Here is a 21,275-nt window from a genome sequence, read left to right as displayed (position 1 = left end):
TCGGCGGCGCGCCACCCAACGTCCCTATCCCTCACCCTCCGGGAGGTCCAGTGCGTCTGTCCCGATCAACCCGCGCGCTCGCCGCGATCACCGCGGTGGCGACGGCTCTCGTCCTGCCCACCACGAATGCGGCGGCCGCCGACGAGCCACCGCCGCCACCCACACCCGGCGCCACGACCGACTTCGGCGTCCAGTCGACCGCGCTCACCGTCTTCGAGGGGTACTTCGGCACCGACGCCGGCGGGCGACCGATGTGGTACTCCGTACAGATGGGCACGCCGGGCGTGCTCGCCGCCGTCGACCCAGTCAGCCGGCAGCACGTGCACACGGCCGAGCTGCCCGAGTCCTCCGGCGCCTGGGCGGTGACCCAGGCCAACGACGGCAAGGTGTACGCCGGCAGCTACCCCAACGCGCACGTGTACCAGCACGACCCGGCGACCGGCCAGACCGTTGACCTCGGTGCACCGGTGCCCAACCAGACCGTGCTCTACGGCTTCCAGGCCGGCACGGACGGGAAGATCTACGGCGGCACCTACCCCAGCGCGCATGCGTTCTCCTACTCGCCGAGCGAGGGCTTCCGCGACCTCGGCCAGATGTTCGACGGCGAGCAGTACGTCATCGACGTGGCGATCGACCCGGGCCGCGAGGTGCTGTGGGCCGCGATCGGCTCGCACGGGCACATCATCCGGTACGACCTGCGCACCGGCGAGAAGCGCGACATCCTGCCCGAGGCGCGGCGCGGGTCGACGGCCTACCCGGCGGACATGAACCTCGTCGGCGGGCAGCTGGTGCTCAAGCTCAGCAACCTGCAGGCGATCGTTTTGGACGCCGACACCGGCGAGCCGGTGCCACTGGTCAACCGCGACACCGGCCAGCCCGCAGAGACGTTCTCGCTGACCTCCCGCGGCACCTCCCGGATCGCACCCGACGGGCGGTCGGTGTACTACACCGCCGGCCTCGACCTGGCCCGCTACGACCTGATCGACCACACGTTCGGTCCGGTCCGCGACGCCAGCGGCGCCGCCGTGAAGGCCGGCGGCGCGGGCGTCGGGTGGGGCTGGCTCGACGGCTCGCTCTACGCGCTGATCGGCAACTACGCGGGCCAGGCGCTCACGTACGACCCGGCGACCGGCGCCGCCGATGCGTACACGCTGCCGTTCCCGTACCAGCCGATCGACATCGCCAACATCAACGCGGGTGAGGACGGGAATATCTACACCAACCTGTACATCAACGGGTCGCTGACCATCCTCGACCCGGTGACCGGTAAGAAGGTGACGCAGAGCCGGCTCGGCCAGACCGAGGGCTGGGCCTGGCACGGCGGCAAGATGTACATCGGGGTCTACCCGGCCGGTCGGATCATGGAGTACGACCCGACCAAGCCGTACTCGTTCGGCACCAACCCCAGAGAGCTGTTCAGCCTGCAGAGCGCGTACGGGCAGAATCGTCCGGTCGCGTTCGTTGACGCCGGGGACGCCATGTACATCGCCAGCACGCCCGACTACGGGCTGTGGGGCGGGGCGCTCACCCGATACGAGTACGCCACCGGGCAGTACACGGTGCAGCGCAACATCGTCACCGACCAGGGCGTGACGTCACTCGCCACGATCGACGGCAAGCTGTGGGGCGGCACCAGCATCTCCGGTGGTGGGGGCACCGACCCGAAGGCGACCGAGGCCAAGCTGTTCAGCGTCGACCCCGCCACCGGCGCCAAGACCCGAGAGCTGGTGCCGGTGCCCGGGGCGTACGCGATCACCTCACTGATCGCCGGGCCGGACGGGAAGCTGTGGGGGCTGGCCGACAACACGCTGTTCATCGCCGACCCGACCACCGGCGAGGTCACGTACCGGCAGCAGTTGCCCGGCGTGTACAGCGGCGTGCAGGACGAGCTGTACCTCAACCCCGACGAGCACGTGTACGCCTCGCTCGACGGGAACCTGCTGCGCATCGACGCGCTCTCGTACCAGGTGACCGTGGTGCGGGACTCGGGCACCTACCGTCTCGCTCAGGACAAGCAGGGCAACCTGTGGTTCCGCAACGGGGTCAAGGCGGACCACGGCGCGGTGCAGTACGGGTCGCACCTGCTGCGCTACACCCCGCAGGCCGACGCCTGCCCGAAGTCTGACCTTCGGGCTGACGTGTTCACTGGCGACGTCGACAGTGGTGTAGCCAACCGCTACCGGCCGGACGGCTGCACAGTCAACGACCTCATCCGCGACGACCAGCCCTGGAAGAACCACGGCGAGTTTGTTTCGCACGTCGCTCACGTGACCGAGCAGCTGGTCAGTAATGGCATCCTCACGGCCGCGGAGAAGGATGCGATCGTGGACGCCGCTGGCCGGTCCGGGATTGGCGGCTGAGCTGACAGTTTGATGATGAAGGGGCGGCCGGCTTGCCGGCCGCCCCTTCATCATCAACCGCACCGGCTGGCCAATGCGGGCACTCCCGTGCGCGGCATCCGGTCGACACCGTACGAATCGACAATGTGCACGGCGCAGCTGGTCACCACCCACCTGCCGGTACCGCGGCCGTGCGGCTACCGGCGGGCGCTCGAAGCGCGCCCTCCGCTGACGTCGCCGGCCATTGCCGCACAGCATGGGCGATCGGCGTACCGGCAGCGGGCCGCTGACGGCCGGCGCGTAACGCCCAGGCCGCACGGGCGATCAGCGGTCCGGCCAGGTATGCCGTCCACGCCGGGCCGTTGACGGTGACCCGCTGGGCCGGCGGGTCAAGCACCGGGGGGAGCCGGCCGCCCCGACGGTGGCGAGGTCGGCGCGGCTGGCGTTCATCCCTTGATTCCCGCGGTGGCGACGTTGTCGGCGACGTAGCGCTGGAACAGTCCGAAGACGAGCAGGCAGGGCAGTACGGTGATGGTCGCGGCGGCGAGCTGCTGCTGCGGCAGCATCTGATCGGAGCGCAGCGCGGCCAGGCCGACGGTGATGGTGCGCATGTCGTCGCTCTGCGCGACCAGCAGCGGCCACAGGAAGTCGTTCCAGTGCCAGATGAACACGAACACGCCGATCGCGGCCATGCCGGGCCGGGCCAGCGGCAGCACGATGCGCGTGAACATCCGCCACTCGGACGCGCCGTCCATCCGGGCCGCCTCGAACAACTCGTCGGGCAGGCCCGCGATGTACTGACGCATCAGGAACACGGCCTGCACGTTGGCCAGGGTCGGCACGATCATGCCCCAGTACGTGTCGATGCCACCGACGGAGCTGACGGTGAGGAAGAACGGGATCAGCGTGACGTGGAACGGCACCATCAGGGTGGCCAGCATCACCCAGAACACCTTGTCCCGGCCGGTCCAGCGCTTCTTGGCGAACGCGTACCCGGCCATGGTGGCAAGCATCAGCACCAGCGCGGTGGAGACCGCCGAGTACACCAGCGAGTTGACCGCCCAGCGGGCCAGGCTGGCACCACGCAGCGCGGTGACGAAGTTGTCCAGACTGATCCGGTCCGGCCACAACACGTCCGGCAGCGTGCGGGCGCCTGGCGGTGAGAGCGCGACAAGCAGCATCGCCACGAACGGCACCAGCGTGGCGAGCGCGACCAGGACGACCAGCGTCAGGGTGCCAAGCTGGCCGCGCCGCGGGCGGTCCGGACCGCTGGCGTCGGTCGGTGCGTCGGCGGTGGCCGCGCCGCCAATCGTGACGCCGGTCATGACGGGCTCCGGTCGAGCAGTCGCCGCTGGATCAGCGACACCGCCAGGATGACGACGAACAGCACCATCCCGATGGCGCTGGCGTAACCGAAGTCGGCGAACTTGAAACCCTGGTCGTAGAGCATGTACACCACCGAGTAACTGGCGTTGACCGGTCCACCCCCGGTCATCACATACATCGCGTCGAAGACCTGCAGCGCGCCGATCGTCTCGATGACGATCACGAAGAACAGCACCGGACGCAGCAGTGGCAGCGTGATCCGGCGGAACAGCCCGAACCCGCTCGCGCCGTCGATCCGTGCGGCCTCCAGGTATTCCTCCGGGATGGTCTGCAACCCGGCCAGCAGGATCATCATCGAGTACCCGAAGCCCTTCCACGCGGCCATCACCGCGATCGACGGCAGGACCAGCGGGGCATCGTTGAGAAACGGCACGTCGCCGATACCGGCCTTGTTCAGCAGCCCGTTGATCAGGCCGCCCTCGACCGAGTACAGCCACCGCCAGATCACCGCCGCGAACACGGTGCTGGTGACGTACGGCAGGAAGAAAACGCCGCGGAAGAATCCGCGCGCCCAAATCAGGCGTTGTAGCAGCACCGCGGTGACCAGCGACAGCACGGTGGTGAACGGAACGAACACCAACGCGTACACGACGGTGACCCGCAGCGCCCGCCAGAACCCGGTGTCGGCGACCAGCCGCTGATAGTTGCCCAGGCCGACGAAGTTCCAGCCCGCCAGCGGATGGTAGTCGGTGAGGCTGAGCAACGCCGACTCGAACGTCGGAGCCAGCCGGAACACCGCGAACAACGCCAGCATCGGGGCCGCGAACGCCACACCGGCCAACGCCTCGCGGCGGCGTCGCCGCCGGCGCTGGACGGCTCCGGTAGTGGCCGGTTCGGCGGCGGGGCCGGCTCGACGGGCCGGCGGGCTGCTCACCGCGGTCATGTTGTCTCCCTTGTCGATAGCGCCGGCCCGGACGCCGAGAGGGCGTCCGGGCCGGCCCGATACCGTCATCCGGTCCGTGCGATGAGCTCGTTGGCTTCCTTGGCCGCGTCGTCGAGGGCCTGCCGGGGGCTCTTGTCGCCCTTGAGCGCGGCCTGGATGTGCGGCGCGAGCACGGACATCACCTGCCGGGAGGCGGGCTGCACCTCGCCGGCGAACATGGTGGACAGGTACGGTTCGTACTGCTTCATCACCGGGTCGTCCGGCACCGGCACGGACTTGCGCGGCGGGAAGTACCCGAACGCCTTGCTGAGGCCGGCGAGCACCTCGCTGCCGGTGACGTAGCGGAGGAACTCCTTGGCCGCCTTCGGATCCTTCGCGGCCGAGGCGAGCGCCAGGCCGCCGGGCAGGCCGAAGCTGACCCCCTGCTTGCCGTTGGACAGCGGCGGGCCGACCATTACGTTGTCGGCACCCCACAGCTTCTGCAGGTTCTTGAGGAACGGCACGGACATCGCGTTGTTGAGCGCGACCTTGCCCTTGGCCATCGGGCCGGTGCTCGCGTCGCCCTGGGCGGTGAGCTGCGACTTGGGAATACCGCCCTGCTTGTAGATGTCCACGAGGATCTTCAGCGCCTTCTCGCCCTCAGGGCTGTTGAAGGCCACCGACTTGCCGTCCGGGGCGAAGACGCGCCCGCCACTCTGCCACAGCGTCAGGTAATACGAGCCGTTGAGCGAGGCGTCGGTGGCGGCGGTGTAGTCGAGTGTCTGGTACCCCTTCGCGCTCAGCTTGGGCACCCAGGACAGCACCTCGTCCCAGGTCTTCGGCGCCTCGGTGACGCCGATCTCGGCGAGCACCTTCTTGTTGTACGCCGGCAGGGTCGCGGTCTGGTACAGCGGCGCCAGGTACAGCTTGCCCTCGTACGTCGACCCGCTGATCGCGCCCGGCTGGAAGTCCTCGCGCGGGCCGCCGAGCGCGTCGTCGACCGGCTGGAGCGAGCGGGTCCTGGCGAACTGTGGCACCTGATCGGGGATCATCAGCACCAGGTCCGGCCCCTTACCGGAGGCCAGCGCCGTGGTCAGCTTCTCCTCCCTGTTCTCCCACGGCTGGATCTCCACCTTGACGTCGATGTCCGGGTGCGCCTTCTCGAAACCCTGCTCCACACCGGACCAGAAGGTCTGATTGACCGACTGGTCGTTCGTTGACAGCGGGTACATCCACAACGTCACGCTCTGCTTGCCGTCGCCGGCCGATCCGCCGCAGCCCGCTGCGGAGAGTGCGAGCGCGGCCGCGGCCAGGCCGCCGACCAATCTTCGAAGCATGTTGCTCTCCTCACCGGCGCGACCTCATCGGCGCGCCGTCCTCGCGTGGCGCCAGGCATACCCGGTACGCCCGGCCCCGACGCAGCAGCTGTTGTCATCCCGTCCGGGTGTATCCTCGGAACCTAGGGGACCGCTTTCGGTCAGTACCGAAATTGAGACCTCCAAATACTGACAGCCGGATCCGCCGGGCTCAAGGTGTGCCAGCAACCGATTTTCTACGGGCCGATCGGCGGCAACCGGAGGAATGCCCGAGGTGGTAGAAGGGCGAGGACGAGGGCGTCGGCGTCTTACCAACCGTCAAGCCCCGCCACCGGCCGCTCTCGATCGAGTGCGGCCGGTGGTGGACCGTCGGGGTCAGCACCCGCGGTCGCCAACCCGAGCTGGGCCGCTCGTGTAACCGTGCACGCAACCGGCGTCACGCCCATGAAGGTTGCGGCCGTCCTCGGTGTGGACGTCGGCATCTGGTGGCACGAATTCGTCGCCCCCAGTCGCCCACTGCTGGCCCTGGTGAAGCGGATGTGGTCGCCGTCGGGGTGAGTGGCATGGGCCCCCGCCTGGGTCGCGGACAACGAACCCGAGTTGCTCCAGCGCGCCCGTCGCCTCTTCATGCCCAGCTCCTGGCTCGCCTTCCAGCTCACCGACCAGTACGTGCTCGACCAGCAACTCCGCCAGCCAGTGCACACCGCTCTACGACACAGACAACCGGGACTGGTACCTGCCGTGGGCCACGGCGATCGCGCCGGAGTTGATCCTGGGGACGTTGCCGGCCGCGTGACGGCGGAGGCGGCGGCGGTGACCGGAGCCCGGGACCTCAATCTCGCCGGCGGTCTGGCGACCTCCGGAGCGATCACGGCCTGGCTGCGCGACCTGTTCGGCTCACCCGACTTTCCCGAGTTGCTGCGTCTGGCCGAACTCTCCGGTCCGGGCGCCAGGGGCTGGTGATGCTGCCGTACAGGCGGCCAGCGGCGACATCCGGCGCATCGTCACCGTCGGCGGTGGCACTCAGGGCTGACTCTGGACGCAGATCAGCTCCGACATCACCGGCCGTGCCCGGCCGATCCCGCCACAGACCGTCGGTGCGAGCTACGGGGCCGCCTTTCTGGCCGCCCAAACGGTCTGGGCCATCTTGATCGAGGCGTGGAACCCCATCAAGGAGATCCGCAAGCCCCGGCCAGAGCTCGCCGGCGAATACGACGAGCTGTACGGGCTGTACCGCGAGCTGTACGCGAGTTCGAAGGGGTAGCCCACGCGCTCGCCGCCCGTCAGGCGCGTCTCATGTCCACCCCCCAGTCGATCTCCGGCTGAAGCGTGACGCGATGAAGGAGTCGCCCCATGACCAGGTACACGCTGCCCGTGTTGGCCGACCCGCCCAAGGCGACACCCGGCACCGTCCACGACACCAGCCATGTCCGCGATCTGCCCCCACTGCCGGACGATCCCGAGGTCGAACTCGATCGGGCGCTGGCCGCCCAGCTGGTCCGGGAAAAGGCGATCATCGGCGTCTTCGACGAGGGTTGTATGGGCATGTACAACGCGATCTTCGACGATGCCGGTGGCTGGACGACGCCGGCATGACCTTCACCTCGGCACGGACGAGGCCCCCCGAGGTTGAGGGCTCGACGTGACGACACTGGTGTGATGGGCTAGTGGTGGATTACAGTCCGGACCGGAATTACCCCTGCCACTCACCGGAGGGCCTGTTGCGACGCAGAACCTTGACCGCCGTCCTCGCCCTGACCGCCTTGGCCCTCGCCGTACCGACGGGGCCCGCTCACGCCGAAGAACCAGCGGTACGAACTGACGACCGGCGGCGGCGCCTGGGCCACCACCAGTGTCGGCACGGACCTCTACGTCGGCACGTACGAACCCGGTGACCTGTACCGGGTGGACACCACCGGCACCGCCGTCACCAAGGTCGCCGACGTCTCCCCCGACCGGTACATCTGGGCCCTGGACACCGCGCCCGACGGGGTCGGCTACGGCGGCACCTACCCCGGCGGGCGGGTCTTCTCCTACGACCCCACCACCGGCACCCAGCGCGACTACGGCGTGGCGGTCCCCGGGGAGCAGTACGTCCGCAGCATCGCCGTCGACGAGACCACCATCTACGCCGGCGTCGGATCGCACGCCCACCTGATCGCGATCGACCGGGCCACCGGCGCGAAGCGGGTAGAAGGTCTCGTACTCGCGGAGTGCGTGGAGAAGCTGGGCCTGGTTCAGGATCAAGGTGCGGTCGAGGAGTTCGGCTCGGCATGAGCGCACCCAGCGTTCCATGATCGCGTTCATCCGTGGTACGCGGACACCTGTCTTCACGATGGCGATGCCTTCGTTGTGGAAGACCGCGTCGAGCGTAGCCGTGTACCTGCTGTCGCGATCGCGGATCACATACCTCACCGTGGCGCCGGTGTCCTGGAGGTCCATGACCAGGTTCCTGGCCAGTTGGGTGGTCCAGGCCGCGGTGGGATGGGCGGTGGCACCGAGCACGCGGACGCGGCGGGTGGCGTGTTCGATGACGGCGAAGACGTACAGGCGTGCGCCGGTCAGGGTGCGGGTTTCGAAGAAGTCGGCGGCGAGGATCGCGTGCGCTTGGCCGCGGAGGAAAGTGGCCCAGGTCTGGTGGTCGCGTTGGGGTGCGGGCTCGATGCCGTTGCGGTGGAGGATCTCCCATCCGGTGGAGGGGGCGACCTTGACGCCCAGCACGGCCAGTTCGCCGTGGACTCGCCGGTAGCCCCAGGTCGGGTTCTCCCGGGCCAGGCGCAGGACGAGGGTCTGGACGCGGCGGTGGGTGGGCGGTCGGCCTGGCCGTTTCGGGCGGGATGCGTTGGCGTGGTGGCGACGGAGCAGGTCGCGGTGCCAGCGTAGGACGGTGTCGGGGGAGACGATCAGTTGCAGTTGTCGCAGCGTCGGCCTCGGTAGCCGGTGCAGGAGGGCGGCGAGGAACGCCCGGTCGGGCGGCGTGAGGCGGGGCTTGTCGATCTGGCGCTGCAGGATGGCGAGTTGGTGGCGCAGCGTCAGAATTTCGATGTCTTTGTCCGTGTCGCTCATGGGCAGCAGCCGTAGAGGGTTGCTGGTGGGATTCAAGTCCCAGCTTTCAGGATCCATGCCGACGCCAGCACGGCGCCATCCAGAGACCCACGTCGATGCAGTGAGACCCTGGTAGCTGGCGTCGGCGGGATCCAGACGACTATCGACACCAGCCAAGCGGGGAGCAGCGAAGCTTGACCTCTTCGGTGTTCTCTGGGAGGTCACGCCGGTCCGCTCTCCCACATCGCCGCAGGTCAGCGCGCCGTCCCTTTTCCGGTCTCGGTGAGCACTCGGACGCGGTGACCACTTCGCCAACCTGCACCCAATCTGCACCCACATGCAAGGCCAGGCCATCCGGCGACTCCTTACCGCCCTGACCTGCACATACTCTCCTGCCAGGCGACATGGAGGACCGTCGACTGCTGCGCAAAACCGCTGAGCACTCCGTGTGAAGCAGGACGCTGCACCGACTCTGACCTGCGCAAACATTGATCCGCAGGTGGGCGTGGTTGCCGTTAAGCGCTGTTCGGTGCCGTTGGGTGCGGTTGACTGCCGTTCGGTGCACCCGCCTGCTCCCATCTCGCTCCCCAATCCTGGGCCCCACGGCAGGCGGCTTCGGTCGCTGAGCCGCTGCAGGGCCGCTACTTCTCCGGCCCGCACACGCCTTTGCCTCCGCGTCGCGACCAGCCGACTCAACGAGGACATCGACGAAGTGGCCGACCTGCTCGCCTTCGCCGCATTCGAGGAGCATGATTCCCCGCAACCGCCCATCGTCCGGCACTGACCGGGCCCTCCGTCAACACAGTCGCGCGCCGCATCCGTGGAGTCGGCGCCTCACAATCGGTTCGGCCGGTTGTTGATGAACCGACGTCGCGCACCGGCCGTGCTGCGCGGCCAGTGGGTCGGCCACCTGGGGGTGGCCGACCCGCTGGATTACGAGCGCCGCACCGGCTGAACGTGTTCAATGGCCTGTTCGGCGGCAGCCGCCAGGCCGAAGCCGATGGGCTCGGTTCTCTCCTCGAGCAGGTGGGCGACGAGGCTCATCGTCCGGCCGATCAAGGGCACCCCCTTCATGGCCTCAAGCGGGAAGTCGACGTCCAGCAGAACTGCCGGGATCGCCCCGGAGACGTTGAGCGCCAGCCTCTTGCCGTACACGTGTTCAACAGCAGCGACCAGCGCGTTTACCGCCTCCACGTGTGGGCCCTTTGCGCCAAGCCGGTCCACCAGTGCCAAGAGGGCTTCCGCTCTGGGGTCGCTTTCCCGGTGCACGGGGTGCCCCACGCCGGGAACGTGCCGCCCCCCTTGACGAAGCTCACCAACAATCTTCAAGGCCACATTGTCAGGCGTCTGGCCTGACCGTTCGGCGTCTTCGACGATCTGCCGCAGTACCTTCGCCGTGTCCTCGGAGCTGCCCAAGATCACGGACCCGCAGCCCAAGAGTCCTGCAGCCACGGCGCCCTGCAGCGCCTCCGGGCCCGACGCGTACGTCATGCGTGCCGCTTGGACGGAAGGCACCAGGCCGTGCTCGGCCAAGGCGACGATGCAAGCGTCCAGCATCTGCACCTGGACCGGAGACGGTCGTGCCCCGGTGAGCAGGATGTAGAAGTACTCGGCCGCGCTGGTCGACCCGATCAGCTCCGACGACAGGTCGAATCCCCTGACCACCACGCGGTCGGGGGAGACCCGCGAGATACCGGTCCGCATTGCCTTCGACGCCACAGTTTCAGTCCTTCCAGTGGTCGGTGGACCCCAACGCAACCTCTTGACGGGTCGCCCGCGTGTACGTAGCTTCGCATAGCGCAGGAGTTTGCGCTATGCGAAGACCTTGAGTAGAACTGGACCGAATTTGATGATTCCCTCTCCTCACCCAGCACCCACCGGGCCACGGAGTGGGCATCCGCTGCCCCTTGAGGGCATCCGGGTGGTCGAACAGGGGGCGTTCATCACCGGCCCCTACGCAGCGATGCTCCTTGCCGACATGGGGGCGGACGTCATCAAGGTCGAGCGGCCCGGCTCCGGGGACGTGTTCCGCTCGTACGACGGCACCATGTACGCGCCCACATTCCGCGCCTTCAACAGGAACAAGCGCAGCATCACGATCGACAACCGTGACGCCGAGGACCAGGCGGTGCTGGACGAGCTGATCAGGACCGCAGACGTGTACATCCACAACTTCCGTCCCGGCGTGGCGGCTCGTCTCGGCGTTGACCACGACCGGCTCCTGGAGATCAACCCGCGGCTGATCTACTGCGCCATCAGCGGGTTAGGCGCCGACGGCCCGTATGCGGACCGGCCGTCGTACGACACGGTGGCCCAGGCCTACAGCGGGATGTTGAGCTTGACGCTGGACCCGGACCAGCCCAAGATCACTGGCCCCGCGGCTGCGGACGCCGTGACCGGACTGTACGCGGCACAAGGTGTCCTCGCTGCGCTCGTCCGGCGATCCGTTGACGGTCTCGGTCACGTCGTGGAGATCTCCATGCTCGAGGCGATGAGCCACTTCCTCATCGAGCCCTTCAACAGTCTCTTCGGGTCCGGGACGAACCCGGGTCCCTTTGGGCGCGCCGCGGTTTCTCAGAGCTTTGCCATGCGGTGCGGGGACGATTCCCTCATCGCCCTTCATCTGTCCTCCCCGCCGAAGTTCTGGCTGGGCCTGCTCGCCGCGGTGGACATGCCGCACCTCGCCGACGATCCGCGCTTCGCCGATCATCAGGCGCGGGTGCGGCATCACGAGGCGCTGCGGGTGGAGCTTCAGGCCAAATTCGCCACTCGATCTCGAGACGAGTGGTTGGAGTGCCTCGTCCTCAACGACGTCCCCCACGCACCCGTCCTTGAGCTCGACGAGGCACTTGACGACCCCCAGTTCAAGCACCTACGCCTGCACACCGTCGCCAGGCATCAGGTTGAGGGCGAGGTGCGGTCCATCAGACCCCCACATCGCTTCGATGGGCAGATCCAAGATCAGATCCAGCCGCCTCCCACGCTCGGAGAGCACGACGCGGAAGTCCGGGCCGAGCTTCAACGGACGCCCGAGGCCCGCGTTACCAGGTGACCGGGCCCGGACTCTCAGCCCGTGAAATTCCCCCACACACCGATTCACACCCCCAAGGAGCAACGGCAGTGACTACTTCAAAGATGAGAAGAGTCGTCGGTGCGGCATCGCTCGGGACGGCCCTCGAGTGGTACGACTTCTTCCTCTACGGCACCGCGGCAGCGCTGGTGTTTCCCCACCTGTTCTTCCCCAAGGACGACCCCACGGTCGGCACTCTCCTGTCGTTCGGCGTCTACGCCACGGGCTTCGTCGCCCGTCCAATCGGTGGGGTGATCTCGGGCCACATCGGTGACCGCTTCGGACGCCGTAGGGCACTTCTGGCGACCCTGCTCGTGATGGGTCTGGGTACCGCCGGCATCGGCCTTCTCCCGACCTACGGCCAGATCGGCGTGGCCGCGCCGGTCCTGCTGGTGGTCCTGCGCATCATCCAGGGACTCGCCACGGGTGGCGAATGGGGCGGAGCATCCCTGCTGACCCTTGAGCACGCTCAGAACCGCCGGGGCTTCTTCGGGTCCTTCATCTCCGCAGCGGTATACGTCGGCCTCATCATCGGCAGCCTCATCTTCCTCGTGTTCGACAAGCTCCTGACCGACAGCCAGCTGCTGTCGTGGGGCTGGCGAATCCCGTTCCTTCTGAGCCTGCTGTTGGTGCTGGTCGGGCTCTACATCCGCCGCCAGGTGCCGGAGACCCCCGAGTTCCAGGAGATGCAGCAGCAGCAGCGTCGGTCCAAGGCTCCGGTGCTCGAGGCCTTGAAGGAGAACCCGCGGAACATTCTTGCGATCTTCCTGATGCGGCTCGGCCAGAACACCAGCTTCTACATCATCTCCGTCTTCTGTCTCTCCTACGCGACGGTCACGCTCGGCGTGTCAAAGTCAGTGACCCTCACCGCTCTCATGATCGGCTCCGTTGCGGCCGCGATCGCGGCCCCGGCCTGGGGAGCGCTGGCCGACCGGATTGGCTACACCAAGATCATGGTGGGCAGCCTGGTGGCCTCCGCGCTCCTTGCGTTCCCGATGTTCATGGCGCTGGACACCAAGTCGACAACCATCATCATCCTCACGCTTCTGGTGATGATCGCGGGGGTCAACGCGGCCAACGACGCAATTCAGCCCGGCTACTTCACGACCATGTTCGGTGCAAAGGTTCGCTACAGCGGCACCTCCATCGGGCGTGAGGGCGGCAGTGTCATCGGCGGCGGGCTCTCGCCGTTGATCGCCGCCAGCCTTCTGGCCAGCACCGGGCACTGGTACGCCGTCGCTGGCTGGATCGTTCTGACAAGCCTCTTGGGTGTTGTAGGTGCGCGCCTGGTGCGGCCGGCAGCCGACAACTCCCCGCGTGGCGCGGATGCCGGCGCGTTCTCGAGCCCTGCCGTCAAGGTCCGCTAGCGATCCCCACCGTGAGTGAGGGGCCCGTTCGCATCGGCCCCTCACTCACGCGGCAGCTGACATGTTGCAAAGGAGCCAGCCAGCCCGCCGCCGTGCTCGGGATTACCAGGCCAGGGTGCCGTCCGGCGCGTCAACGACCCGGACCACGATGATCTACAAGACCTGCACCCGGCTACCATTGCCCGAAGAAGCGGTAGGTCATAATGGCTGACCCTTCAAGAGTCACTTGCCAAGGAAAGGAGGCGGGACGTGGCCTCTGACTTCATCGGATCTCTTGCGAAAGGTTTGGCGGTCCTTCAAGCGTTCAACCGCGAGCGACCTGAGATGACCGTCAGCGAGGTCGCAAAGGCGGTTGACGTCACGCCAGCGGCTGCGCGACGTTGCCTCCTGACTCTCGAAGAGCTTGGTTTCGTCACCAGACACGAGCGGCGCTTTCTGTTGACTCCGAGAGTGCTTCGCCTCAGCGAGGCTTTCTTGTCCTCGGTCAGCATGCAAGAAGTCATGCAGCAGTTCCTGCAGGAAATGGTGGATGCGACCGGCGACAGCGCCTCGGTTGCAGTGCTCGACGGCACGGATGTCCTCTACGTGGCATCCGTGTCCGCCAAGCGTTCCTATCAACTAACGCCCACCATTGGCACCCGCTACCCCGCCTATGCGACTTCCCTCGGCCGCGCGATCCTCTCGCGATCGCCGAGCGACCTGGTGGACAGAGTTCTTGGCACCACTGACTTCACACAGCTGACGGCGAAGACCGTGGTCGACCCCGAGCTGATCAGGAAGGCGATCCGAACGGCGTCCGTCACTGGGATTGCGGGGTCCGACGAGCAGTTGACGTACGGCGTTGTCTCGGTCGCGATGCCCCTCCTCGATTCCTCAGGGAACGCGGTTGCAGCCGTCAACTGTTCGACATCTCCCCATCGCACGAGCCTGAAGGACATGCTCGAGACACGACGGGACGTGCTGGCGAAGGCTCGATCTCAGATCACTTCGGCGCTTCGTCAACATCCCGTGCTGACGCACGCTGTGCTTGGCCTCGATTCGTCGCGGGCTTTCCTGGCTGACTGATTCGGCGCCGCTCGGCGGTAGCCGCCACCCCGGCAGCAGTGGACACCAAGCCAATCACCAGTGACGCAGCGGCCCGAGACGAACCATCGCAGTGACAGGCAGCCTGAACTCTTCGGCCTCGCCGAAGAGGTCAGCGAACAGGAACGCCTGGTCAGAGCGGTGCGGCTGGGATTGATCTCCCAGAGAGTAGGACGGCTGCGGACTGAGAGACAGACGCGCGCAGAGACCTCCGCCTATCCCCGGGCCGCATCGCCGGCGTGCCTCAGCCATCCACTCGCTACCTGAAGTTGCTCGGCGTCCAGTCGTCGGGCGGGTGACCACTTCGGTCTTCTCTGGGAGGTCACGCCAACTCGCTCGCGCACATCGTCGCAGGTCAAGGCGCCATTAGCCGTCCGCCACTGTTGAGCACTTCGGACGCGGTGACCACTTCGCCAACGTGCACCCAATCTGCACCCACCTGCAAGGCAAAAGCAGTCTGGAACTCCTTACCGCCTTGACCTCCGGATACTCCCCTACCAGGCGACATAGAGTGCCGTCGACAGCTGCCCAATGCGGCTGAACACTCCGTGTGAAGCAGGACGCTGCACCCGCCCGGACCTGCGGAAACGTGGAACCGCAGGTCGGGGTGGGTGCAGTTGAGTGCCGTTCAGCGCCGTTGTATGCCGGTCAATGCCGTTCAGCGCACCCGACTGCTCCCACCGTGCTCCCCGACCCCCGGCCCCAAGCGGGAAATTAGGTCGGGCTGCAGTGGTGGCGGTGAGCATGCTTGAGGCCGATTGGGACCGTAAATCGGACCGACGTGTACCGGTTCCTCGTCGCCGAAAAGATCACCGCGACACGAGAGAATCGTCCGGTGTCTGGACGGCTCTCTCCCGTGTGAGCCGGGCCGCTTCATCTTTTGCGCTTGCGGATCTCCTCGGTGGCCTGGGGGACGACCTTGAACAGATCGCCCACCACACCGAAGTCGGCCAGCTCGAAGATCGGGGCCTCGCCGTCCTTGTTCACCGCGACGATGGTCTTCGAGGTCTGCATGCCGGCCCGGTGCTGGATCGCGCCGGAGATGCCGAGCGCGATGTACAGCTGCGGGGAGACGGTCTTGCCGGTCTGACCGACCTGGAACTGGTGCGGGTAGAAGCCGGAGTCGACCGCGGCGCGGGAGGCGCCGACGGCACCGCCGAGAAGGTCAGCCAGTTCCTCGACGAGCTTGAAGTTGTCGGCGTTGCCGACGCCGCGGCCGCCGGAGACGACGACGGAGGCTTCGGTGAGCTCGGGGCGGGTGCCCTTCTGCTCGGCGACCCGGTTGACGACCTTGGCCAGCTTGTCGGCGTCGCCGACCTGCACGGTGAGCTGCTCCACGGCCGGGGTGGCCGGGGCCGGGGCCGGGTTGACCGAGTTCGGCCGGACGGTGACCAGCGGCAGCCCCCGGGTCACCTTGGACTGGACGATGGTGGAGCCGGCGAACGCGACCTGCGTCGCGGTGCCGTCCGCGGTCAGGGCGACCACGTCGGTCAGGATGCCGTTGTCCAGCTTGACCGCCAGGCGGGCGGCGATCTCCTTGCCCCTCTGCGACGAGGCGAGCAGCACCGCGGCCGGCTGCACCCGCTTGACCAGGTCGGCCAGCACGGTGGCCTTCGGCGCCACCAGGTAGCCGTCGATCTCCTCGCTCTCGGCCGCGTAGATCTTCTCCGCGCCGTACTCGCCCAGCTTGGCGCTCAGCGCCTCCGCGGCGCCGGCGCCGCCGAGCACGACCGCGGCCGGGGTGCCCAGCTCGCGGGCGAGGGTGAGCATCTCCAGGGTGACCTTCTTGACGCCGAATTCCCGGGTGGCTTCGACGACGACGAGAACCTCAGACATGTCCAGACCTCTCACACGAACTTCTCGGTGGCGAGGAACTCGACCAGCTTCACGCCGCCGTCGCCCTCGTCGGTGATCTTGGCGCCGCCGGAGCGCGGCGGCCGCTTGGTGTGCTCCAGCACGGCGCTGGTCGCGCCGTCGAAGCCCACCTCGGCCGGGGCGACGCCGAGGTCACCCAGGGAGAGCGTCTGCACCGGCTTCTTCTTGGCGGCCATGATGCCCTTGAAGGACGGGTAGCGCGGCTCGTTGATGGTGTCCCAGACGGAGACCACGGCCGGGGTCGAGGCGGTGACCACCTCGTAGCCCTCCTCGGTCTGCCGCTCGATGGTCAGCGTGGCGCCGTCCACGGTGAGCTTGCGCGCGCCGGTCAGCGCGGCGACGCCCAGCCGCTCGGCGATCATGTGCGGCATCACCTGAACCCGGCCGTCGGTCGACTCGGCGCCGCAGATCACCAGATCCGCGCCCAGTTGACCGAGCACGGCCGCCAGGACCTTCGAGGTGGCCACGGCGCACGAGCCGTGCAGCGCGTCGTCCACCACGTGCACGGCCTTGTCCGGACCCATGGAGAGCGCCTTGCGGATCGACTCGGTCGCCCGGTCCGGACCCATGGTCAGGATGGTGACCTCGCCGCCGTGCGCCTCCTTGATCTTCAACGCCTCTTCGATGGCGTACTCGTCCATCTCGTTGATGACGTTGTTCGCCGAACCGCGGTCGACGGTGTTGTCGTCAGAACGCAGGTTGCGGTCCGCGCCCGAATCGGGCACCTGCTTGACGAGTACGACGATGTTCATCGCGCTTCGACCACCCTCCTTGCCCGCGGCATACCGCGTCAGGCCGCATCTCAGCCGTATTGCATACTAGTTGCATGCCATTTCCAGCGCAGCCCTCACCCCCTCGCCGGATAGCGGTGATCCGCGGCGACGGCATAGGCCCCGAACTTGTAGACAGTGCGGTGGAGGTGCTCTCCGCCGTGGCGGACCGGGAAGGCCTGGAGCTTCACTTCTCCACCGAGCCGGGTGGGGCGGCCACCTACCGCGAGACCGGCCACGCCATGCCGCCGGAGGCTCTCGACCGGCTGCGCACGGAGTACGACGCGACCCTCAAGGGACCCGTCGGGCTACCCGAGGTCCGTAAGGCAGACGGCACCGAGGCCGGCCTGCTGGGGGGCGTCCTTCGCCTCGGGCTGGACACGTACGCCAACGTCCGGCCCATCCGACTCCTGCCCGGCGTCCGGACACCGGTGCGATTCGAGCCGGGCCAGATCGATTACGTCATCGTCCGGGAGAACACCGAAGGCCTCTACCTGTCCCGCGGCGCGGGGGTGGGCAACGAGCGGGCCGCCGCCGACCAGTTGATGGTGACGCGGGAAGGCTGTGAGCGCATTGTTCGCTTCGCCTTCGAGCTCGCACGGACGCGCTCCGGCGCCCCGGCCGACGGCCGACGGCGGGTGACCTGTGTGGACAAGAGCAACGTGCTCCGCAGCTTCGCCTTCTTCCGCCGGGTCTACGACGAGGTCGCCGCGGACTATCCGGACATCGAGCGCGACTACCGCTACTCCGACGCGGCGGCCCACGATCTTGTGGCCGACCCGGCGCACTTCGACGTCATCGTCACCGAGAACTTTCTCGGCGATCTCCTGAGCGACCTCGGTGCGGCCACGGTGGGCGGGCTCGGGATGTGCCCGTCGGCGAACATCGGCAGGGCATCCGCGTACTTCGAGCCGATCCACGGCAGCGCACCGGGGATCGCGGGCCAGGACCGCGCCAATCCCACGTCGCAGGTGCTGTCGTCGGCGATGCTGCTCGACCACCTCGGCGAGCACTCCGCCGCGGAGCGGATCCGGCGGGCGGTCGCGGCGGCGTACGCCGAGGGCGCCGTCGAGATCGACGAGCGAGGGCAGCCGACCTGTGGCACCCGCGGCGTCACCCGGGCCGTCGTCGAACGTCTCTGAGCGCCAGGGGCTGGCGTCCCGCGACGTCAGCCCCCGTGTGGTCCTGCTCCACCTTCCCTGCCCTCCGCCACACGGATGCCGCGGGTCCCGGTCAGGCCGTCGAGCGGGCGTCACAAGCCGACTGGCCGCGACAGGCCGGGTTCTTCCGGTCCTGTCGCGGCCAGTACGCCCTTGCCCGCTCCCGCTAGGACTGCCGGGCGGCCGCCTTGACGGCGAGGACGGGGCAGTTGGCATCGAGCAGGATTCGCTGGGCGTTGCTGCCCAGGAGGAACTTGCCCACCGCCGAGCGGCGGCGCAGACCGATGACGATGAGGTCGGCATCGGTCTCTTCGGCGACGTCCACGAGTTCGTCCGCCGCTTCCCGGCCGCGCACCAGCCGGCGGACCTCATGGTCCACGCCCTCGCGCTCAAGCTGCTCGCGCAGCCCGTTCAGCTCGGAGTCGGCCAGCTCCAGATTCGGGTCGAAATCCCCGCCGACGTGCGCATGCTCACCGGAGACGTTGACGACGACCAGCCGGGCGCCCCGTAGTTTGGCCTCCTCGATTCCTCGCTGCAACGCCGCTCGTCCCTCGGGCGAACGGAGGTACCCCACTACAACGGTCACGGTTCCGATCCTTCCTCGTTCGCGATCTCAGCCAGCTGCTCCGTTGCCGGTCAGGTCGGTCAGGCCGCAGCCGCGGCCGTGGCGGCACCGCGTCCGGCGATCTTGCCGAACACCGAGCCGTTCGTCAGGCCGCTGCCGCCCGGGTAGTTGAAGTAGAAGATGCCGCCGACGAGTTCGCCGGCGGCGAAGAGTCCGGGAATGGGCTTCAGATCCGTGTCCAGCACCCGGGCAGAGGTGTCGATCCGCAGGCCGCCGAAGGTGAAGGTGATCCCACAGGTCACCTGGTACGCCTCGAAGGGCGCCTCGTCGATCCGGTTGGCCCAGTTGGTCTTCGGCACCTCCAGGCCGCGGGTTCCTCGTCCGTCCTTCACGTTCGGGTTGAACGGAGTGTCGACGTCGACCGCGGCGTTGTAGGCGGCGATCTCCTTGAGGAACGCCTCCGGGTCCACCCCTTCGAGCTTGTCGGCGAGCTCTTCGAGGGTGTTGGCCTTGACCTTCGTCACCTGGCGGATCCGGTACTCGTCCCGCAGCAGGTGGGTCACCTTGGCGTCGAAGATCTGCCAGGCGAACTGCTGCGGCTGCTCCAGGATGACCCGGCCGTACTTGGCGTACGTGTAGTTGCGGAAGTCCGCGCCCTCGTCGACGAAGCGGCGGCCGTGGGCGTTGACCATGATTCCCCACGGGTAGCTGTGCTTCTGGAAGTGGTCGCCGACGGCGAGGTCGCCGAACTCCGGGGCATTGCGCTCCCAGCCCACGGCGTGGCAACCGGACCAGTTCCCCGCCGGGCTGGCCCCGATCTCGAGCGCCATCTTGATGCCGTCCCCGGTGTCGTACATCGTCCCGCGCACCTTGGCGAGGTCCCAGTTCGGACCGAGGTAGCGGGCGCGCATCTCCGTGTTCGCCTGGAAGCCACCGCTGGCCAGCACGACGGCGTCGGCGGCGAGCTCGGCGGTACGCCCGTCCTGGCGAACCCGTACGCCGTGCACACCCTCGTCATCGGCGATCAGCGAGAGCGCCCGGGCGCCATACCGGATCTCCACGCGGGCGTCCAGCGCCGCCCGGGTCAGTGCGTCCACCAGGCCGGGCCCGCCGCCGGACGCCTCCACCGTCAGGCCGCCCCAGAACTTGAACCGCCCGTCGACCTGGAAGGCCTGCCGGCCGTAGATGGGCAGGAACCGAACGCCCTTGCGCTGCATCCACTGCAGCGTCGGCAGGCTCTCCTCGACCAGCAGCGAGGCCAGCTCCGGGTCGGTGCGGTACTCGGTGACCCGGGCGAGGTCGTCCAGGAAGGCATCCTTCGGGTAGGAGCCGAAGTCCGTGATGGCCCGCTGCGACTCGTCGAGGTCCGGCATCAGCGTCATGAGGTCGTCGACCCCGTCGTACGCGACCCGCATCGCGCCCGCGGTGAAGGTGCTGTTGCCGCCCTTCGCTTCCTGCGGGGCCCGCTCGAGGAGCGTCACCGCCGCCCCCTGCTCCCGGGCCGACAGCGCGGCGCACAGACCCGCGTTGCCACCTCCGACCACGATCACCTGGCGCTGAGCCGTCATCCCGTCCTCCGCTGTCTCCAACGCGAATGCAAGTTGTATTCAATCGTAGAGGATTTGGATTCACTAGTCGACCCGCGTCCAGTACTGTTGACCGGGTGGAGAGCACGCAACGCAAGCGCGCGGCAAAGGCGCCGCGGACGTCCGACCAGGCCGCCCCCCGGACGCGAGGCCGGAGCGCCTCGGCTGCGGAGGCCGACCTTGCGCGGTACCTGCGCGACGCACCGTCGTGGGGCGGGACGACCGACGCGGTGACCAACGCCCTCCGGGAGGCCATCCTCGACGGTGCGCTGCAGCCGTCCGCATGGCTACGGGAAGACGAGCTGGCCCGGACGCTTCAGGTCAGTCGCACGCCCGTCCGGGAGGCCCTCCGCCGGCTCGCCGACGAGGGCCTGGTCATCAAGACCGCCCACCAGGGGACGGTCGTGGCCAGCCTGTCGCTGGAGGACATCCTCGCCCTGTACGTGGTGCGGGAGAACCTCGAAGGCGTCGCCGGGCGCCTGGCGGCCGTGCGTTGCACCCCCGAGCTGCTGGCCGGGCTGGAGGCCTCGCAGGAGCGCCTGTCGCTGGCCGTCGCCGACGGCGACACCGCGGAACTGGCCCGCGAGAACCTCGAGTTCCACCGTCTGTTGCGAACCGCCGCGGGCAACCCCTACCTGGAACGATTCCTCACCCAGGTCGAGCACGCCGTGCGTCGTCTCCCCGTGAGCACCTTCGCCAAGCAGGGTCGACCGCAGGCCGTCCTCGCCGAGCACCAGGCGATCATCGACGCGATCCGCGCTCGCGACGGGGACGCCGCGGAGGCGGCGGCGAAGAAGCACATGCATGAGGCGCGCAACGTCCGCCTCGCGCTGGTGCTGGGTTCCTGACCG

General features: G+C 68.0%; 17 protein-coding genes. 9 read left to right on the top strand and 8 right to left on the bottom strand.

Annotated elements, in window-relative coordinates; all coding sequences use genetic code 11:
- Positions 1-50: 50 nt before the first annotated feature.
- Positions 51-2,360 carry a PQQ-binding-like beta-propeller repeat protein gene (locus GA0070624_RS16480; RefSeq protein WP_091342092.1) on the top strand — a complete coding sequence of 770 codons (2,310 nt, stop codon included), beginning with the start codon at positions 51-53 and terminating at the stop codon, positions 2,358-2,360.
- Positions 2,361-2,785: 425 nt separating this feature from the next.
- Here the strand turns inward: GA0070624_RS16480 and GA0070624_RS16475 are convergent, their stop codons facing one another.
- From GA0070624_RS16475 to GA0070624_RS16465, 3 genes are all read right to left on the bottom strand, one after another.
- Positions 2,786-3,664, bottom strand: a complete 879-nt coding sequence (locus GA0070624_RS16475) for a carbohydrate ABC transporter permease (protein WP_091342090.1) — start codon at positions 3,662-3,664, stop codon at positions 2,786-2,788.
- Positions 3,661-4,608, bottom strand: coding sequence for a carbohydrate ABC transporter permease (locus GA0070624_RS16470; RefSeq protein ID WP_091342088.1), 948 nt, complete (start codon positions 4,606-4,608; stop codon positions 3,661-3,663). The genes GA0070624_RS16475 and GA0070624_RS16470 overlap by 4 nt, the downstream gene beginning before the upstream one ends.
- A 65-nt stretch (positions 4,609-4,673) precedes the next feature.
- On the bottom strand, positions 4,674-5,924 hold the full coding sequence (locus tag GA0070624_RS16465) for an ABC transporter substrate-binding protein (RefSeq protein ID WP_091342086.1): 1,251 nt from the start codon (positions 5,922-5,924) through the stop codon (positions 4,674-4,676).
- Between the two features lie 537 nt (positions 5,925-6,461).
- Between GA0070624_RS16465 and GA0070624_RS16460 the strand changes: the two genes are divergently transcribed.
- The 3 genes from GA0070624_RS16460 to GA0070624_RS34780 all read left to right on the top strand — a co-directional run bounded on the left by GA0070624_RS16460 (position 6,462) and on the right by GA0070624_RS34780 (position 8,180).
- Positions 6,462-6,866 (top strand): hypothetical protein, encoded by a 405-nt coding sequence (locus tag GA0070624_RS16460; RefSeq protein WP_091342084.1) that lies wholly within the window; start codon positions 6,462-6,464, stop codon positions 6,864-6,866.
- Positions 6,867-7,256: 390 nt separating this feature from the next.
- The gene (locus GA0070624_RS16455) at positions 7,257-7,499 is read left to right on the top strand and encodes a hypothetical protein (protein ID WP_091342082.1); all 243 of its coding nucleotides are present in this window, start codon (positions 7,257-7,259) and stop codon (positions 7,497-7,499) included.
- Between the two features lie 309 nt (positions 7,500-7,808).
- Positions 7,809-8,180, top strand: a complete 372-nt coding sequence (locus GA0070624_RS34780) for a hypothetical protein (RefSeq protein WP_176731725.1) — start codon at positions 7,809-7,811, stop codon at positions 8,178-8,180.
- Positions 8,181-9,881: 1,701 nt separating this feature from the next.
- On the opposite strand, the gene GA0070624_RS16445 is transcribed toward GA0070624_RS34780, so the two are convergent.
- The gene (locus GA0070624_RS16445; protein WP_218105166.1) at positions 9,882-10,667 is read right to left on the bottom strand and encodes a citryl-CoA lyase; all 786 of its coding nucleotides are present in this window, start codon (positions 10,665-10,667) and stop codon (positions 9,882-9,884) included.
- Between the two features lie 130 nt (positions 10,668-10,797).
- Here GA0070624_RS16445 and GA0070624_RS16440 point away from each other — a divergent pair, with 130 nt between their 5' ends.
- The 3 genes from GA0070624_RS16440 to GA0070624_RS16430 all read left to right on the top strand — a co-directional run bounded on the left by GA0070624_RS16440 (position 10,798) and on the right by GA0070624_RS16430 (position 14,450).
- Positions 10,798-12,000, top strand: a complete 1,203-nt coding sequence (locus tag GA0070624_RS16440; protein ID WP_091342078.1) for a CaiB/BaiF CoA transferase family protein — start codon at positions 10,798-10,800, stop codon at positions 11,998-12,000.
- 83 nt (positions 12,001-12,083) lie between these two features.
- Positions 12,084-13,385: an MFS transporter gene (locus GA0070624_RS16435; protein WP_091342076.1), complete on the top strand. Its 1,302-nt coding sequence runs from the start codon at positions 12,084-12,086 to the stop codon at positions 13,383-13,385.
- Between the two features lie 249 nt (positions 13,386-13,634).
- On the top strand, positions 13,635-14,450 hold the full coding sequence (locus tag GA0070624_RS16430) for an IclR family transcriptional regulator domain-containing protein (protein ID WP_091342074.1): 816 nt from the start codon (positions 13,635-13,637) through the stop codon (positions 14,448-14,450).
- Positions 14,451-15,341: 891 nt separating this feature from the next.
- Here GA0070624_RS16430 and GA0070624_RS16425 read toward each other — a convergent pair.
- Positions 15,342-16,304, bottom strand: a complete 963-nt coding sequence (locus tag GA0070624_RS16425; protein ID WP_091342072.1) for an electron transfer flavoprotein subunit alpha/FixB family protein — start codon at positions 16,302-16,304, stop codon at positions 15,342-15,344.
- A gap of 11 nt (positions 16,305-16,315) precedes the next feature.
- Positions 16,316-17,095 (bottom strand): electron transfer flavoprotein subunit beta/FixA family protein, encoded by a 780-nt coding sequence (locus tag GA0070624_RS16420; RefSeq protein ID WP_091342071.1) that lies wholly within the window; start codon positions 17,093-17,095, stop codon positions 16,316-16,318.
- Positions 17,096-17,169: 74 nt separating this feature from the next.
- Between GA0070624_RS16420 and GA0070624_RS16415 the strand changes: the two genes are divergently transcribed.
- Positions 17,170-18,255, top strand: a complete 1,086-nt coding sequence (locus GA0070624_RS16415) for an isocitrate/isopropylmalate dehydrogenase family protein (protein WP_091342069.1) — start codon at positions 17,170-17,172, stop codon at positions 18,253-18,255.
- Between the two features lie 184 nt (positions 18,256-18,439).
- Here GA0070624_RS16415 and GA0070624_RS16410 read toward each other — a convergent pair whose 3' ends face one another.
- Together GA0070624_RS16410 and tcuA are read right to left on the bottom strand one after the other, a co-directional pair.
- Complete coding sequence (locus tag GA0070624_RS16410; protein WP_091342067.1) at positions 18,440-18,859, bottom strand: universal stress protein; 420 nt, start codon at positions 18,857-18,859, stop codon at positions 18,440-18,442.
- Between the two features lie 59 nt (positions 18,860-18,918).
- Positions 18,919-20,406, bottom strand: a complete 1,488-nt coding sequence (gene tcuA, locus GA0070624_RS16405; RefSeq protein ID WP_091342065.1) for an FAD-dependent tricarballylate dehydrogenase TcuA — start codon at positions 20,404-20,406, stop codon at positions 18,919-18,921.
- Positions 20,407-20,501: 95 nt separating this feature from the next.
- On the opposite strand from tcuA, the gene GA0070624_RS16400 reads away from it, so the two are divergent.
- A complete protein-coding gene (locus GA0070624_RS16400) occupies positions 20,502-21,272 on the top strand; it encodes a GntR family transcriptional regulator (RefSeq protein WP_218105164.1) in 771 nt (256 codons plus the stop codon).
- Positions 21,273-21,275: the final 3 nt, after the last annotated feature.

The sequence above is a fragment of the Micromonospora rhizosphaerae genome (genome assembly GCF_900091465.1).
Lineage (GTDB): Bacteria > Actinomycetota > Actinomycetes > Mycobacteriales > Micromonosporaceae > Micromonospora > Micromonospora rhizosphaerae.
The sequence above is the reverse complement of the archived record's forward strand: the minus strand, read 5'-3'. Positions and strand labels throughout refer to the sequence as shown.

Bases quoted from the DNA above. Each gene is read 5' to 3' on its own strand.
- GA0070624_RS16455 (WP_091342082.1), top strand. From the start codon at position 7,257: ATGACCAGGTACACGCTGCCCGTGTTGGCCGACCCGCCCAAGGCGACA.
- GA0070624_RS16420 (WP_091342071.1), bottom strand. From the start codon at position 17,095: ATGAACATCGTCGTACTCGTCAAGCAGGTGCCCGATTCGGGCGCGGAC.
- GA0070624_RS16425 (WP_091342072.1), bottom strand. From the start codon at position 16,304: ATGTCTGAGGTTCTCGTCGTCGTCGAAGCCACCCGGGAATTCGGCGTC.
- tcuA (WP_091342065.1), bottom strand. From the start codon at position 20,406: ATGACGGCTCAGCGCCAGGTGATCGTGGTCGGAGGTGGCAACGCGGGT.
- GA0070624_RS16435 (WP_091342076.1), top strand. From the start codon at position 12,084: ATGAGAAGAGTCGTCGGTGCGGCATCGCTCGGGACGGCCCTCGAGTGG.
- GA0070624_RS16415 (WP_091342069.1), top strand. From the start codon at position 17,170: ATGCCATTTCCAGCGCAGCCCTCACCCCCTCGCCGGATAGCGGTGATC.
- GA0070624_RS16465 (WP_091342086.1), bottom strand. From the start codon at position 5,924: ATGCTTCGAAGATTGGTCGGCGGCCTGGCCGCGGCCGCGCTCGCACTC.
- GA0070624_RS16475 (WP_091342090.1), bottom strand. From the start codon at position 3,664: ATGACCGGCGTCACGATTGGCGGCGCGGCCACCGCCGACGCACCGACC.
- GA0070624_RS16470 (WP_091342088.1), bottom strand. From the start codon at position 4,608: ATGACCGCGGTGAGCAGCCCGCCGGCCCGTCGAGCCGGCCCCGCCGCC.
- GA0070624_RS16440 (WP_091342078.1), top strand. From the start codon at position 10,798: ATGATTCCCTCTCCTCACCCAGCACCCACCGGGCCACGGAGTGGGCAT.